Source organism: Stenotrophomonas sp. I18B00994 (assembly GCF_014145825.1).
GTDB classification, from domain to species: Bacteria; Pseudomonadota; Gammaproteobacteria; order Xanthomonadales; family Xanthomonadaceae; genus Stenotrophomonas; species Stenotrophomonas maltophilia.
Genome location: NZ_JACIUW010000025.1, coordinates 1 through 15418 on the forward strand (window position 1 = coordinate 1; position 15418 = coordinate 15418).

Here is a 15418-nt window from a genome sequence, read left to right on the forward strand (position 1 = left end):
AAGGCCAAGGGCAAAGCGAGCAAGGTGGCGCTCGTGGCGGTCATGCGCAAAATGCTGGTGATCCTCAACGCCCGTAAGCGAGACGCCGAGGTGGCCCTCGGCTGCCCCTGACAAGACAGTTGCTACTTCTTTGCGGCGGCCTTCTTCGCCGGGGCCTTCTTCGCGGCGGCCTTCTTTACTGCTTTCTTGGCCGTGGCCTTCTTGGCAGGCGCTTTCTTTGCAGCGGCCTTCTTCGGCGCCGCTTCCTTCTTCACTGCCGCCTTCTTGGCCGGGGCTTTCTTCGCGGCGGCCTTCTTGGCACCGAAGCCCTTGCGCACCGGCTTGCCGGTTTCTTCCATCAACTGCTGCACTTCAGCCAGGGTCAGCGACGCCGGTTCGCGATCCTTGGGGATCTTGCCGTTCATCCTGCCGTCGCTGATGTACGGGCCGAAGCGGCCGTTCAACACCTGGATGTCGCTGCCCTCGAACTCCTTGATGATCCGGTTGCGCGCGATCTCTTCCTTCTCTTCGATCAGGAACACGGCGCGCGCCAGGTCGATGGTGTACGGGTCGTCCTCCTTCTTCAGCGAGGCATAGGTGCTGCCGCGCTTGGCGAACGGGCCGAAGCGGCCGATGCCGACGCTGACCGGCTCGCCGTTGTCCTCGCCCAGTGCGCGCGGCATCAGGAACAGCTCCAGCGCGTCTTCCAGGGAAATGGTGTGCATCGACTGGCCAGGGCGCAGCGAAGCGAACTTCGGCTTCTCCTCGGCATCTTCGGCGGTGCTGCCGATGGCGGCATAAGGCCCGAAACGGCCCAACCGCACGCTGACCGGCTTGCCGGTCTTGGGGTCGGTGCCGAGCTCGCGCGCGCCACTGGCCTCCGCGCGGTCGACCGATTCCTTCTTGTCTTCGACCAGTTCCTTGAACGGTTCCCAGAAGCGCGACATCAGCGGGATCCAGTCTTCTTCGCCACGCGAGACGGCATCGAGCTCGTCTTCAAGCTTGGCGGTGAAGTCGTAATCCACGTACTGGGTGAAGTGGCTGGACAGGAACTTGGAAACCGCGCGGCCCACATCGGACGGGCGGAAGCTGCGCCCTTCCATTTCCACGTACTTGCGGAACAACAGGGTCTGGATGATCGAGGCGTAGGTCGAGGGACGGCCGATGCCGTACTCTTCCAGCGCCTTCACCAGCGCCGCTTCGGTGTAGCGCGGCGGCGGCTGGGTGAAATGCTGTTCGGCCTGGATGCGTTCCAGCGGCACGCGGTCGCCGGGCTTCATCGCCGGCAGCTTGCGGCCTTCGTCCTCGTCCTCGGCACTCTTGTTGTCCTTGCCTTCCTCGTACACGGCCAGGAAGCCGGGCACGACCACGGTGGTGCCGCTGGCACGGAACACGTGTTCGCTGCCGGCCGACAGGTCGACGCTGACCGTGTTGAGCGTGGCCGGAATCATCTGGCAGGCCACTGCACGCTTCCAGATCAGCTCGTACAGGCGGCGCTCGTCGTCGGTGAGGAAGCGTGCGACCTGGGCCGGGGTGCGCAGGGCCGAGGTCGGGCGTACCGCTTCGTGCGCTTCCTGGGCGTTCTTCGACTTGGTCTGGTAGGTGTTGGGCTGGTCGGGCAGCGAGGCGATGCCGTAGTCACGGGCGATCACGTCGCGGATCTCGGCCAGCGCATCCTGCGACAGGTTCACCGAGTCGGTACGCATATACGAGATCAGGCCGACGGTGCCTTCGTCACCAATCGCCACGCCTTCATACAGCTTCTGCGCCACCTGCATGGTCTTGCGGGTGGTGAAGCCGAGCTTGCGCGAGGCTTCCTGCTGCAGGGTGGAGGTGGTGAACGGCGGCGCCGGGCGGCGCTTGCGCTCCTTGCTGGCCACGTCGGTGACGTGCAGCGAGCCCTGCGCGGCCTGCTGGATGCGCATCCGCGCCGCTTCAGCGGTGTCGCCATCGGTGATGGTGAACTGCTCGAACTTCTGCCCGTCCAGCTTGATCAGCTTGGCGTTGAAGTGCTGCGACGGGTGCGCGCACTCGGCGGCGATCGACCAGTACTCGCGGGCGATGAAGGCTTCGATCTCTTCCTCGCGCTCGACGATCATGCGCAGCGCCGGGCTCTGCACGCGGCCGGCGGACAGGCCGCGCTGGACCTTGCGCCACAGCACCGGCGACAGGTTGAACCCGACCAGGTAATCCAGCGCGCGGCGCGCCTGCTGGGCATCGACCAGGTCGCTGGCGATCGCGCGCGGCTGGCTGATGGCTTCCTTGATGGCGCGCGGGGTGATCTCGGTGAACACCACGCGCTGCATCGGCTTGTCCTTGACCAGCCCGCGTTCCTTCAGGATCTCGGCGATATGCCAGCTGATCGCTTCACCCTCGCGATCCGGGTCGGTCGCCAGCAGGATGTCGTCGGCGCCCTTGGCGGCCTTGGCGATCGCATCGACGTGCTTCTCGTTCTTGTCGATCACGTCATAGTGCATGGCGAACCCGTTGTCCGGGTCGACCGCGCCTTCCTTCGGAATCAGGTCACGCACATGCCCATACGAGGCCAGGACGGTGTAGTCCTTGCCGAGGTATTTGTTGATCGTCTTGGCCTTGGCCGGCGATTCGACGATGAGCAGGTGCTTGGGCATGGCAGCAGGGTCTGTGGGGCGAACCGTGGGGAAGGGGCCGCTAGGGTGGAGCAAATGGCCGCATTAGTGAAGCGGCCACGCGCAAATCCATAAACTGAACGCCCGGTAATGTGCCGGGCGTTCAGGTTTCACCTTATTAGAGGAATCACGCCCGGCCAGCCCGTGTCAAGCAGCCAGCCGTGAGGATGGCCGTTCAGGAGGCCATCTTGGCGATGAAGCCGACCGCGAACACCAGCAGCGCCAGGCCCACCAGCGACAGTACTGCGGTCAACACCAGTACCAGCACGGTGACGGTGCCCAGCTCGCGGCGCTGCAGGTGGGGTTGGTCGGTGTAGGCCCAGCGGTCGACCACCAGAGTGTCGCAGATCATGTCGTGCAGGCCCTGCTTGCGCTCGGTGAAGGCCGCCATCAGGAAGCCGATGCCGAGGGTGAAGCTGCTCAGCAGCATGGCCCAGTAACGACCGAACGCGCGGGCCTTGGTCAGGCGCTCGCCGTTGCCGCGAACGACCTTGATGCCGACCGCCATCTTGCCCAGCGTGGCGCCGCCCTTCGAGGCATGGAACCAGGTGTAGTACGCCATGCCGATGCAGAGGTTGATCAGGGCACTGGCCAGCTGGGCCACGATCTCGATGGCCGATTCGCCACTGCCCACCGCGCCCATGCTGGCGCCCAGGATCGCACCGAGGATGGCCCCGATGATGCTGCCGGGGATGACCAGCACGAAGTAGTCGATCATGTAGGCCGCCACGCGCTTCCAGAAGCCTGCGTAGACCACTTCACCGCCAACCACAGGCTGTGCGTGGCCACCGCTGCCGACGGCGGCTGGAGCGCTGTATGGCGAGCTGCTGAGCGCGCCGGTGCCGGGCAGCGGTGCGGTGCCGCTGTCGATGGCGGCATAGTCGCTGCGCAGGTCGAACCCGCCGCTGCTGGTGGCCGTACTGGCATCGGCCAGCGTCTGCAGGCCGAGCTCGTCGACCACCTGGCGCAGTGCAGCCCACTGGGCCATGCCCTCGCGCCAGACCAGGGTGTCCAGGTTCAACTGGCCGCGCTGGAAGCGCTGGCGGATCTCCTGGACCGGCAGCGGGCCCTGGCGTTGCTGTCCTTCGGCGTAGTACCACTCAGTCATTGCATGTTCCCTGTTGAATCATCCTTGGAGGTGCTGGCGTGCGCGTGGCTCAGCCGCGGCACGTCGGCGGCAGGTACTTGTCGTTGCTTTCGCCACTGCATTCCCAGCGGCCGCTGTCGCGATCGTATTCCAGCCACAGCAGGTCGCCGTCGATGCCCTTGCCTGGTACCGCCAGCGTTGCTTCGATACCGCAGTGACCGTTGTTGAAGCGGCCGATGTTCACCGCCGACAGGCCCGCGTTGGCGAAGTCGCCCGGGGCCGGGAAGCCGGCGTCATTGGCACCCGGGCAGCGGCCTTCGTCATCGGCGAAATGCTGCACCTGGTCCTTCAGCGGCTGCAGCGCGGCCACGGCGCCGGCGACTTTGCTGCGCACGGTGTAGTCGTTGTAGGCCGGCAGCGCGATGGCGGCCAGGATGGCCACGATCGGGACCAGTACCAGCAACAGGGCACCACCGATGATGGCGGTCAGCGCACAGCCGGACAGCTTCTTTTTCGGTGCCGGCAGGACGGTGGCCGATGCACTGGCGGCGTAGGGCGTGGACGCCGGCAGTACCGGCGGCTGCGGCGGAGGCGGTGCGACGGGTTCCGGTTCCGGTTCGGGTTCGACCGGCGGTACGGCGGCGTCCAGCGCCGGCACGATCAGGCCGAGTTCGTCCACGACGGTGCGCAACGGCTGCCATTGCGGCAGTCCGTCGCGCCACACCAGGGTGTCCAGGGTGATCTGGTTGTTGCGGAACAGCTCGACCAATTGTTCCGCCGGCAGCGGACCTTGCTGCCGGTTGCCTTCTGCATGGAACCACTCGCTCACGGGGACGCTCCTGAATGCGCTATGCCCCCAAGTGTACGGTCAGTGCAGGGGTTCTGGCTCGTCCATGAACATCTGCGTCTCCATCCAGGCATAGGCCGCTTCGGAGCCAGGCTGGTTGAACAGCACCATCAGTACGACCCACTTCAGGTCGTCCAGGTCCAGTTCGTCCTGGTCCAGGGCCATCGCCCGGTCCAGCACCAGCTCGCGCTGGTCGGCGTCGAGGATGCCGTGCTGTTCCAGGTACAGCAGGAAGCCGCGGCATTCCACGTCCAGCTTGTCCAGCTCGGGGCCGTGGTAGACGCGCACGGGGCCGTCGACCCGTGCCTGGGCCACGCTCGGCCGCTGCGCGGCCAGGGCGTCGAGCCAGTCGAACGCCTTGTTGATCTCGGTTGGGCTGAAACCGGCCTGGATCAGGCCGTTCTGGAGCGAATCGCGGTCACGGATCAGGTCCGCGTCTTCGCTGAAATAGTGTTCAAACAGGTACAGCAGTACGTCCAGGATGCTCTCTTTCATTGCCCCTCGGCCTGCGTCGCGCGACGCTGTGGAGGTGAAGAAACTAGGGAGTTCGACAGTAGCGGCCGTGTACGCACACCACGATTCCCGCCAGTTCCATGGCCAGCAGCATGGAGGACACCTGGGGCGCCGTCAATGCACAGCGTGTGATCAGTGAATCCATACTGCTTGGGTCGTGGTCCAGGGCCCGCCACAAGCACTGGTAGTCAGGGTCGTCGGCCCAGCGCGCCGGCAGGAGCGCCGGCGGTGCCTGTTCAGTGGGGGTGCCCAGCCGTGATTGCAAGCCCGGCAGCTGCTGGCGAAGGGCAGGGGCCAGCAGTTCCAGCACTTCCTCGGGGCGCTCGACCAGTGCGGCCCCTTCACGGATCAGCCGGTGGCAGCCCGCTGCGCGTGGGTTGAGTACCGAGCCGGGCAGGGCACAGACTTCACGGCCCGCCTCGGCAGCCAGCCGTGCGGTGATCAGGGCGCCGGAGCGTTGCGCGGCCTCGACCACCACCGTCGCCAGCGCCAGCCCGGCCACCAGGCGGTTGCGCCTGGGGAAGTGGCCCGGGCGTGCCGGTGTGCCGGGCAGGTACTCGCTGAGCACCGCGCCCTCGGCGGCGATCCGCCCCTGCAACCGTTGGTGGCTGTTCGGATAGGCCCGATCAGGGCCGGTTCCGATCACCGCCACGGTGCAGCCGCCTGCCTCCAGTGTGGCCAGGTGGGCGGCCGCGTCGATGCCGGCCGCCAGGCCACTGGTTACGGCCAGTCCGGCCTCGACGAAGCAGCCGGCAAAGCGCGCGGCCAGCGCGCGTCCTCCCGGGGTTGGCGAGCGGCTGCCGACCAGCGCCACCGAGGGCCGCCAGGCCAGGCTCGGATCGCCCGCCACGAACAGCGCCAGTGGCGGGTTCGGGACGTCCAGCAGGGGCGGCGGAAAGGCCGCATCGGCGAAGGACAGCAGATGGTGGTCGTCGTCTTCCAGCCAGTGCCGTGCCACGGTCCAGGCGCGGGCGTCGGGGTGTTCCAGTGCAGCGCACTGCTCTGGCGTGCAACCGTGCGCGCGCCAGTTCGCGGCGCCCTGCGCGATCGCGGTCTCCGCGCTGCCCGCGGCCTGCAGCAGGGTCCGCCGTGGCGCCAGCGCGCCGCCTGCCATCACCAGGCGCAGCAGCGCCTCATCAGCTTGCTTGGTCATTCCCCACTATCGAGCGCATGCAACAAAGGCGCCCTAGGGCGCCTTCGCATGTGGCTGTCAGACTTTGCCGGAGACCGCCCCTGTAGAGTCGACTGTCACTCGACTACCGCGCGCAGCGCGGGCGCTTTCGGGGGGCGGTGAAGAGCAGTCGACTGTCAGTCGACTACCGCGCGTCCGGGTGCAGCGCGTTGTACCCCACGCGCACCGGCTTCACGCCCTGCATCACCAGCGCGTAGCTGACATTGTCGAAGGTGCGGAACACCATGGCATGCGCCGCGTACTCGTCCGGCAGCGAGACCCGGCCGGCGCCGGTGCTGAGCGAATCGTCCGTGCGCGACGAGTTCGGGTACTTCATGCGGTGCGCCACATGGCGGCCCGGGCGCCACAGCGAGAACACGGTTCCATTGTCCACGCCCTGCGTGCGACCAGCCGAGATCGCGATCACGTCGCGGGGGCCGCCGGCGGTGAACATGTCGGTGACGGCCAGCACGCGTACGTCGACGCCCTCGACGCCTGCGGCGGGGACATGGGGCACGAACTGCAGGTCGTACGGCCTGGCCTCGATCGGCACCAGGCGGTCGCCGGCACGCACCTCGCGGCCGCCTTCGTTCTTGTCCAGTACCAGGGTGGACGCCTCGACCTTGCCTCCGGCGACATGGGTGATGGTGCCGGTGGCGACCTGGGCCAGCTCATAGCCGAGCACGCCGCGGCGATGGTTGGGTGCGCTGTAGGCGCGCCACAGGTTGCCGCTGCCCGGGGTGACGTCGCCGTTGGCGGTCAGGTCCTCGGTCGGCTTGGGCTGGGCGTAGCGCACGGTCGGGCGGACAACCGCCCAGCGCTGGCCCACCTGGGCGTCGGCCAGGCGCACATAGACGGCGTGGCCGCTGGTGGCGCGCAGGCGTTCCTCTTCCAGGCCGGCCACGTAGGGCAGCTGCTCGATGCTGTCGACTACGCTCAGCTGCTTCAGGAACGGCTCGACCTGGGCCAGCGGAATGGCGTCGATCGGGGCCTCCTGGCGCGGGCCGGGCCGGGCCGCCACGGTCACCCGGTCCAGGTAGGCCAGGCTCAGGACGTCACCGGGATAGATCAGGTGCGGATTGGCGATCTGCGGATTGGCCTGCCAGATCTCCGGCCACAGCCACGGCTTCTGCAGGAAACGTGCGGCGATATCCCACAACGTATCCCCTTTTCGGACCACATAGGTGTCCGGGTGCCCGCCATTCACTTCCACGGCGGTAGCATAGGCAGCCACGGTCAGCATCGCCGCGGCGACGACCGTACGAAAACGAAGCAACATAGGTGTGAAGCCCTGATTCCCCAACAGGTCCGCGCACTATAGTCCAGAAACCGGGGCGCAAGGCAAGCGTTGGAGCTAGAATCTGCGACGTATGCCGGCGTGCCGGCCCCCTATCCGGAAACAGCCATGGCCCTTCTCCCCATTCTCGAGTTCCCCGATCCGCGCCTGCGTACCAAGGCCGCGTTGATCGAAGCTGCCGAAGTCACCACGCCGGCCTTCCAGGAACTGATCGACAACATGTTCCTGACCATGTACGACGCCCCGGGCATCGGCCTGGCCGCCACCCAGGTGGACGTGCACAAGCGCTTCATGGTCATCGACGTCAGCGAAGAAAAGAATGAACCGCATGTGTTCATCAATCCGGAAATCGTCGCCAAGGACGGGGGCCGGGTGTACCAGGAGGGCTGCCTGTCGGTTCCGGGCATCTTCGCCGACGTGACCCGTGCCGACACCATCACCGTGAAGTACCTGGATCGCAACGGCCAGGAACAGCAGATGGAGGCTGGTGACGTGCTGGCCACCTGCATCCAGCACGAGATGGATCACCTGGACGGCAAGCTGTTCATCGACTATCTGTCGCCGCTCAAGCGCGAGATGGTGCGCAAGAAGCTGGCCAAGCAGCGCAAGCACGTGGCGTGATCGCCAATCCGGGCCACCCTTCGGGTGGCCCGTGCCTGCGCGGCTCGCGCGGGCTCTACGGCGCCGGCCGACGGCGCCGTTTTCTTTCCTGCACGAATCCATCCTGCAAGTGGGGTAGCCATGAGGATTGTCTTTGCCGGTACGCCGGAATTCGCGGTGTCGTCGCTGCGCGCGGCTGCGCGCCACCATGAGGTCGTGGCCGTCTATACCCAGCCTGATCGCCCGGCCGGCCGAGGCCGTGGCCTGGCGCCTTCGCCGGTCAAGCTCGAAGCCGTGGCCCGTGGCATTCCGGTCTACCAGCCGGAGTCGCTGAAGGACGCGGCCGCCCAGCAGCAGTTGCGCGACCTGCAGCCGGACCTGATGGTGGTGGTGGCCTATGGCCTGATCCTGCCCAAGGCAGTACTGGCCATCCCGACCCATGGTTGCTGGAACGTGCATGCCTCGCTGCTGCCGCGCTGGCGCGGCGCTGCGCCGATCCAGCGTGCGATCCAGGCTGGTGACGCGAAGACCGGGGTGTGCCTGATGCAGATGGAGGCTGGCCTGGATACCGGCCCGGTGCTGCTGCACCAGGAGCTGCCGATCGCCGCCACCGATACCGGCGGCCAGCTGCACGACAAGCTGGCCGAGCTTGGTGCCCAGGTGTTGTCCGATGGCCTGGGCCTGCTGCGCGCGGGCATCAAGCCGATCGCGCGACCGCAGCCGGAACAGGGCGTGACGTACGCGCACAAGCTGGACAAGGCCGAAGCCAGGCTGGACTGGGCGCAGGACGCCGACGCGCTGGCGCGTACCGTGCGCGCGTTCAATCCGTGGCCGATCGCCGAGGCAACGCTGGCTGGCGAACGCGTGCGCATCCATGGTGCGGTGGCACTGGAGGCAGACCACGGCCAGGCGCCGGGCACCGTGCTGGCCGCCGGCCGCGACGGCATCGACATTGCCTGTGGCCAGGGCGCGCTGCGCCTGCGCGTGCTGCAGCGTGAAGGCGGCAAGGCGATCACCGCTGCCGATTACCTCAACGCTCGCCGCGACCTGCGCGTGGGGGCATAAGCGGTGTCCAAGCAGAACGATTTCTCCGTCGCCAAGGCGGCACCGGGCGCGGCCACGCGCATGCTGGCCGCACGCGTGCTGGCACAGGTGTTCACCCGTGGCCGTTCGCTGAAGGCCGAACTGGCCTGGGCGCTGCCGAAGCTGGCCGACAGCCGCGACCGCGCGCTGCTGGAAGCCCTGTGTTTCGCTGTGCTGCGCCGTCGCAGCACCTATGACGCGGCCTTGCAGGCCTGGATGCAGAAGCCGCTGTCGGCGCGCGATGCCGACCTGCGCACGCTGCTGATGGTCGGTTTCGCCCAGCTGGACGTGCTCGAACTGCCTGCGCACGCAGCGCTTTCGGCTACGGTCGATGCGGCGCGCGCGCTGGGCCGTGAGCGCCAGGCAGGACTGGTCAACGCGATCCTGCGCCGCGCCCAGCGCGAGGGGTTCCCCGAGCAGCCTGCGCGCGACGCTTTCCCGGAATGGTTGGCTGATGCGATCGAACGCGACTGGCCGGCGCAGGCCGAAGCGATCTTCAGCGCCAGCCTGCAACCCGCGCCCTTGTGGCTGCGTGCCAACCGCCAGCACGGCGGTCGCGACAAGGCCCTGGCGACGCTGGCCGAGGCCGGCATTGCCGCTGAAGCCACTGCACTGTGCGCCGATGCGTTGCGCCTGGCGACCCCCGTTGCTGTGAACCAGCTGCCGGGCTTCGGCGATGGTGCACTGTCGGTGCAGGACCTGTCGGCACAATGCGCGGCCGATGCGTTGGCACCCGTGACCGGTGCCCGCGTGCTGGATGCCTGCGCGGCACCCGGCGGCAAATCGGCGCATCTGCTGGAGCGTGATCCGAGCCTGCGCCTGCTGGCGCTGGATATCGACGCGCGCCGTCTGGCCCGGGCACGTGACACTTACACCCGCACCGGTGTGGGCGAGCATGTGCAGACCCTGGTCGCCGATGCCAGCGATCCCGGTTCGTGGTGGGACGGCGTGCCGTTCGACGCGATCCTGCTGGATGCGCCATGTTCGGCCACGGGCGTGATCCGCCGCCAGCCGGATGTGATGTTCCACCGTCGCGCCGAGGACGTCGATGCACTGGTGGGCGTGCAGGCGCGCCTGCTGGAAGCCTGCTGGTCGATGCTGCGCCCCGGCGGCGTGCTGCTGTACGCCACCTGCTCGATCCTGCGCGCCGAGAACATCGATCAGGTGCGTGCGTTCCTGAAGTGGCATCCGGACGCGGTGGCGCAGCCGCTGGGCGATGCGTTCGGCGTGGATTGCGAAGGCGTGGCACGCCAGCGACTGCCTGGTGACAACGATGCTGACGGTTTCTTCTACGCGCGTCTGATAAAAGCAGCCTGACCCCCGCTGCCGTTTCGAGTCCCATGCTGAAGACCCACGCGTCGCGCCAGACGTGGTTGTTCGTGGTGGTGGCCCTGCTGGTGCTGGGGGCCGGGCTCGGTCTCCGCGATCCGTGGCCCTCTGACGAACCACGCTTCGCGCTGGTGGCCAGGCAGATGGTCGACAGCGGTTACTGGTTGTTCCCGCATCGCGGTACCGAGCTGTATTCGGACAAGCCGCCGATGCTGATGTGGTGGCAGGCCTCGCTGTATGGCCTGGTTGGCCACTGGCGCGTGGCCTTCCTGCTGCCCTCGCTGCTGGCCGCATTGGGCACGCTGTGGTGCGTGGTCGATCTGGGGCGCCGGCTGTGGACGCGGCAGGTCGGGCTCTGCGCAGGGTGGGCACTGCTGTTCGCGCTGCAGTTCACCTTCCAGGCGAAAAAGGCGCAGATCGATCCGCTGCTGGTGCTGTTCATCACCCTGGCCAACTATGGCCTGCTGCGCCACCTGCTGCTGGGCCCGGCCTGGCGCTGGTGGTGGCTGGGCTGGTTCTTTGCCGGTATCGGGGTGATCACCAAGGGCGTGGGCATGCTGGCGCTGCTGATGATCGTGCCGGCGGCCATCGCTGCAGCCCTGCAGTGGCCCCGCGTTTCCCTGCACGCACGCGATGGCCGCTTCTGGCTGGCACCGCTGGCCTTCCTGCTGGCGATATCGCTGTGGCTGGCGCCGATGCTGCTGGCCGCGCTGGGCACCGGATCGGACGAGTACCGCGGCTACATCAACGACATCCTGGTGCGGCAGACGGCCCGCCGCTACACGCAGTCCTGGGACCATCACCAGCCGTGGTGGTACTTCTTCGGTGTCATGCCAACGATGTGGATACCCGCGTTCCTGGCGCTGCCATGGGCGATCCCGGCGTGGCGGCGGCGCCTGTGCCGCCGCGATCCACGCTACCTGCTGCCGCTGGCCTGGTGGTTGCTGGTCGTGCTGTTCTTCTCGATTCCCCAGGGCAAGCGTGATGTCTACATCCTGCCGGCGCTGCCGATGTTCTGCCTGGCGCTGGCGCCGCTGCTGCCCGGGCTGCTGAAGCGGCGCGATGTGCAGCGCGTGCTGGGAGGGTTTGCCGCGTTGCTGGCACTGGGATTGAGCCTGGTCGGGGCGCTCGCGTTGCTGGGTGATCCGCGCTTCGAGGTGAACCTTGCCCATGGACGCGGATTGCCGCCCGGCGCGACCGATGCACTGGCGTGGACGATCCTGGCGATGGGGCTCTGGGGTGGCTTGAGCCTGGTGGTGACCGGCTGGCGTCGAAGCCACCTGGCGCTGCTATCGACCCTGGCCGTGGCCTGGGTGCTCTACGGCCTGTTCGGCTACCCGTTGCTGAATGATTCAAGCTCTGCGCGTGGTCTGATGCGTGACGTCGGCGCGCGTCTCGGGCCAGGCGCGGAACTGGGGCTGGTGGCCTGGAAGGAACAGAATCTGCTGATGGCGGACCGCCGCGCGGCGACCTTTGGATTCGAGAACCGCTGGCATGAACAGCTGCAGGCGGCCGTGCGCTGGCAGCGGCTGGTTCCGCAGCACCGCTGGCTGCTGGTGAACGAAGATGCGATGCAGGCCTGCATTGACCGTGCGCAGGCCGAAATGGCGGGCATTTCCAATCGTCGCCGCTGGTGGCTGGTGCCTGCCGACGCGGTCGCCGGCACCTGCCGGCCGTCGGCGGCGGAACTCGAGCACGAGCGCCGCCTGCAGGGGCCCGGCCTTACCGATTGAGCGTTCGGGCAATGTGGCTCAGGTGCTGGCCAAGGCGGCGTGATAGCTGGCCAGGGTCGCCCCGGCGAAGGTCTGCAGGCCGAACTCACGCTCTGCATGGCGGCGGGCGGCCATGCCCATCGCCGACAGCGCCTGGCGTTGTTCATACATCGCCTGCACCTGTGCGGCGATGGCGGCCACGTTGCGGGTGGGCACGACCCAGCCGTCGACTCCCTGCTCGATGTTTTCCGGCAGCCCCGCGTAGTCGCTGACCAGCATCGGCCTGGCGCTGGCCATCATTTCGCGGCAGGCGAAGGAAATTGTTTCGATGTCGTTGGACAGCACGAAGCCGACGTCGCCGGCGGCGATCAGTGGGCGCGTATCGGCCAGCAGTCCGGTGAAGTGGACCTGCGTGGCGACATCGCCGAGGGCCTGCACCTGCGCGCGTTGCTGCGCGTTGGGCAGGTGACCTGCGACCGCCATGTGTACGTGCGGCCGGATCGCGTCGGGGAGCAGGGCAATGGCCTGCGCAAGGTCGATCCAGCCCTTGTAGTCATCGGTGCCGGCGTTGCTGACCAGCAGCAGCGCATCCGGGTCCTGCGTCCATTGCTGCCGCATTGCCTGGCCGGCGTCGGCCGGCAGCGGCGCGAAGCGGTCCAGGTCGACGCCGTTGCGGACCACATCGATCGGGCAGCGCCGGTACGGGCCCTGCTCCAGCAGGCGCCCGGTGTGTGCCGAAACCGCAATCACGCGGTCGGTGGCCCAGCGGGCCCTGAAGGCATTGCCAAGCGTACGGGTGGGCTTGCTGTTGTGCTTGGTCAGGATGATCGGCGGGCGGCGCATGCCGAGCAGTCCCTGCATCACGAAGCGGTGATCACGAGCACCGTTGACGTGGACCAGGTCGATGCCCTCGTCCCGCACCAGCCGGCGCAGCGCATGCTGTTCGGCCAGTTGTCGTGGCAAGGTCGGCAGGCCGCTGCCAAAGGCCATCGGCAGCGGGGTGGCGATTCCTTCCTCGGCCACCGTGCGCAGCAGGCGGCTGTCGGCGGGGGCTGCGACATGGAGCGTGTGCTGGCCATGCAGGGCGCGCGCCAGGGACACGATGTACGTGGTGTGGCCGCCACCGTCGCCATAGTGGAAGTTGGTGTACAGGATTTTCATGGGGGATCTTCAGGCAACGCGCGGCAAGTGTGACACAGCCGGCTCAGGGCCGTTCCACAGGGGCTGGAGGATCGGCCACCGCCTGGCCGTTGCCCAGCATCCACAGCATGATGGTCTTCTGCCGTACGTAGTTGGCACGCACATAGGCATAGACCAGGCCGTGCCAGCCGTCGCGGAAGCCGCCGCGGAACAGGAAGCCACGCCAGAACCGCCAGGCCGGCGCCAGCACCAGCTTGCCCAGCGTGGCGCGCTTGCCACGCGCGAACTCGTGCTCGGCCATCATCCGCGCATACTTCTCGGTCTTGGCCAGCTGCTGCTGCAACGATCGATAGGGATAGTGGATGAGATCGCCGCGCAGGGTGCCGACGCTGCCATCGACGCTGGCCGCCTCGTGGATCTCTCGCTTGCCGCGCCAGCCGCCCTGGCGGCGGTCGAACAGGCGCATCACCCGGTCCGGGTAGGCATTGCCGTGGCGCAGGAACCTGCCAAAGTATTCGGACAGGCGGGCGAAGCGGTAGCCGGCGTGGCCGGCGAAGCCGCCGTCACGGGCCTGTTCGATGGCCGCACGCAGCTCGGGGCTGATGCGCTCGTCGGCATCCAAACACAGTACCCAGTCGTGGCTGGCCTGCTCGACGCAGAACGCCTTCTGGCTGCGGAAGCCCTCGAACCGACGCTGCAGCACGCGGGCACCGGCAGCCTCAGCGATGGCCACGGTCGCATCGGTGGACTGCGAGTCCACCACCACGATCTCATCGCAGAAGGTCAGCGAGGCCAGGCAGTCGCCGATGCGCCCGGCCTCGTTGAACGCGATAATGCACGCCGAGATGCGAGGCCGTTCGATGGGAGCGGTCGTGGAGGACATGATGGCCGGGTACCTGTTGTTTGCGACGGAGCGCTATGCGCTGCCTATTCTCGCCCCGTTGGCGCAGGCGTTGCACGCGTCCGGGCAGGAGGTTGCGGCCTGGTTCGAAGGCGGCGCGGCCGGCAGCAGCCTGCCGGGGGTGGCCAACGTCGGCCTGAAGCAGGCCCTGGCAATGCGCCCGCGGGCGGTGTTCAGCGCGGCCAACTGGGTGCCGACTTTCCTTTCGGGGGCCAAGGTGCAGCTGTTCCATGGCTTCAACGTGGAAAAGCGCGACAGCGCGCGCGGCCACTTCCGGGTGCGCGGCATGTTCGACCTGTACTGCACGCAGGGGCCGGCCACCACCACACCGTTCCGCGAGATCGCGGCCCAGCAGGGCCACTTCGCGGTGGCCGAGACCGGCTGGCCGAAGCTGGACCCGCTGTTCCGCGATGACGGTGGCGAGAGCGCCGCACTGCGCGCGCCGGCCGGCGATCGCCCGGTGATCCTGTTTGGTTCCACCTTCACCGAGCGGCTGAGTGCGGCACCGCACCTGCATGCGCAGATCGCCGCCGATATCGCTGCCGGTGGGCGCTACTGGCTGCTGACCCTGCATCCCAAATGTCCGCCGGAACTGTTCGAGCGCTACCGCGCGCTGGCCGGTGCCAATGCCCGCTTCATCGAGCCGGAGCAGGTGATGGCCGCGCAGCGCGCCGCCGATGTGCTGGTGTCGGACACCTCGTCGATCGTTTCGGAGTTCATCGTCCAGCACAAGCCGGTGGTGACCTTCCGCAACCGCGTGCCGAAGCCGCACATGATTGATTTCGACGACCCGGCACAGCTGCCGGCGATGCTGCAGCGCGCGCTGCATCCGGACGCCGCGCTGCAGGCGGAAATCGTGCGTTACGCCGATGCCATCCATCCGTACCGCGACGGCCTGTCCAGCGAGCGGGTAATCGCGGCCACCGAGGATTTCCTGTCCGGTGAAATGGGTGCGCTGCGCCGCAAGCCTCTCGGCAGCTGGGTGCGCGATCTGCAGATCCGAAGGGACCTGGGCTATTGGGGCCCCTCGCAGCGATGATGCCTCGCTGACCCTGCTCGCGGTAGTGCCGGCCGCTGGCCGGCAAACTGGGGGATGTGCAGTTGCCGGCCA

The 15418-nt window shown here is 67.7% G+C and carries 13 protein-coding genes and 1 pseudogene; 6 read left to right on the top strand and 8 right to left on the bottom strand.

Annotated features, from left to right (window positions below; genetic code table 11):
• Nucleotides 1–111, top strand: a pseudogene (locus H4O10_RS19535) (IS110 family transposase); the annotation flags it as partial.
• A gap of 11 nt (nucleotides 112–122) precedes the next feature.
• On the opposite strand, the gene H4O10_RS19540 reads toward H4O10_RS19535, so the two are convergent.
• The 6 genes from H4O10_RS19540 to H4O10_RS19565 form a co-directional block, all read right to left on the bottom strand.
• Nucleotides 123–2609, bottom strand: coding sequence for a DNA topoisomerase I (locus H4O10_RS19540; protein WP_049452064.1), 2487 nt, complete (start codon nucleotides 2607–2609; stop codon nucleotides 123–125).
• Between the two features lie 193 nt (nucleotides 2610–2802).
• A complete protein-coding gene (locus H4O10_RS19545; RefSeq protein ID WP_005411197.1) occupies nucleotides 2803–3735 on the bottom strand; it encodes an RDD family protein in 933 nt (310 codons plus the stop codon).
• Nucleotides 3736–3784: 49 nt separating this feature from the next.
• Nucleotides 3785–4543 carry a pilin gene (locus tag H4O10_RS22440; protein ID WP_005414606.1) on the bottom strand — a complete coding sequence of 253 codons (759 nt, stop codon included), beginning with the start codon at nucleotides 4541–4543 and terminating at the stop codon, nucleotides 3785–3787.
• A 39-nt stretch (nucleotides 4544–4582) separates the two neighbouring features.
• On the bottom strand, nucleotides 4583–5056 hold the full coding sequence (locus tag H4O10_RS19555) for a DUF494 family protein (RefSeq protein ID WP_005411195.1): 474 nt from the start codon (nucleotides 5054–5056) through the stop codon (nucleotides 4583–4585).
• Nucleotides 5057–5099: 43 nt separating this feature from the next.
• Nucleotides 5100–6227, bottom strand: a complete 1128-nt coding sequence (gene dprA / locus H4O10_RS19560) for a DNA-processing protein DprA (protein ID WP_111118886.1) — start codon at nucleotides 6225–6227, stop codon at nucleotides 5100–5102.
• Between the two features lie 163 nt (nucleotides 6228–6390).
• Nucleotides 6391–7524 carry a LysM peptidoglycan-binding domain-containing protein gene (locus H4O10_RS19565; protein ID WP_005414604.1) on the bottom strand — a complete coding sequence of 378 codons (1134 nt, stop codon included), beginning with the start codon at nucleotides 7522–7524 and terminating at the stop codon, nucleotides 6391–6393.
• A 126-nt stretch (nucleotides 7525–7650) separates the two neighbouring features.
• Between H4O10_RS19565 and def the strand changes: the two genes are divergently transcribed.
• From def to H4O10_RS19585, 4 genes are all read left to right on the top strand, one after another.
• Nucleotides 7651–8163, top strand: a complete 513-nt coding sequence (gene def / locus H4O10_RS19570; protein ID WP_005411192.1) for a peptide deformylase — start codon at nucleotides 7651–7653, stop codon at nucleotides 8161–8163.
• Between the two features lie 120 nt (nucleotides 8164–8283).
• Nucleotides 8284–9207 (top strand): methionyl-tRNA formyltransferase, encoded by a 924-nt coding sequence (gene fmt, locus H4O10_RS19575; protein WP_024957899.1) that lies wholly within the window; start codon nucleotides 8284–8286, stop codon nucleotides 9205–9207.
• A gap of 3 nt (nucleotides 9208–9210) precedes the next feature.
• A complete protein-coding gene (rsmB, locus tag H4O10_RS19580; RefSeq protein ID WP_049452066.1) occupies nucleotides 9211–10542 on the top strand; it encodes a 16S rRNA (cytosine(967)-C(5))-methyltransferase RsmB in 1332 nt (443 codons plus the stop codon).
• Between the two features lie 23 nt (nucleotides 10543–10565).
• On the top strand, nucleotides 10566–12287 hold the full coding sequence (locus H4O10_RS19585) for a glycosyltransferase family 39 protein (protein WP_033834008.1): 1722 nt from the start codon (nucleotides 10566–10568) through the stop codon (nucleotides 12285–12287).
• 18 nt (nucleotides 12288–12305) lie between these two features.
• Here the strand turns inward: H4O10_RS19585 and H4O10_RS19590 are convergent, their stop codons facing one another.
• Nucleotides 12306–13427, bottom strand: coding sequence for a glycosyltransferase family 4 protein (locus H4O10_RS19590; RefSeq protein ID WP_049452067.1), 1122 nt, complete (start codon nucleotides 13425–13427; stop codon nucleotides 12306–12308).
• Between the two features lie 43 nt (nucleotides 13428–13470).
• Nucleotides 13471–14289 carry a glycosyltransferase family 2 protein gene (locus H4O10_RS19595; RefSeq protein WP_088470147.1) on the bottom strand — a complete coding sequence of 273 codons (819 nt, stop codon included), beginning with the start codon at nucleotides 14287–14289 and terminating at the stop codon, nucleotides 13471–13473.
• Here H4O10_RS19595 and H4O10_RS19600 point away from each other — a divergent pair.
• The gene (locus tag H4O10_RS19600) at nucleotides 14288–15346 is read left to right on the top strand and encodes a CDP-glycerol glycerophosphotransferase family protein (RefSeq protein WP_012481363.1); all 1059 of its coding nucleotides are present in this window, start codon (nucleotides 14288–14290) and stop codon (nucleotides 15344–15346) included. The two genes, H4O10_RS19595 and H4O10_RS19600, sit on opposite strands and share 2 nt — an antisense overlap.
• Nucleotides 15347–15418: the final 72 nt, after the last annotated feature.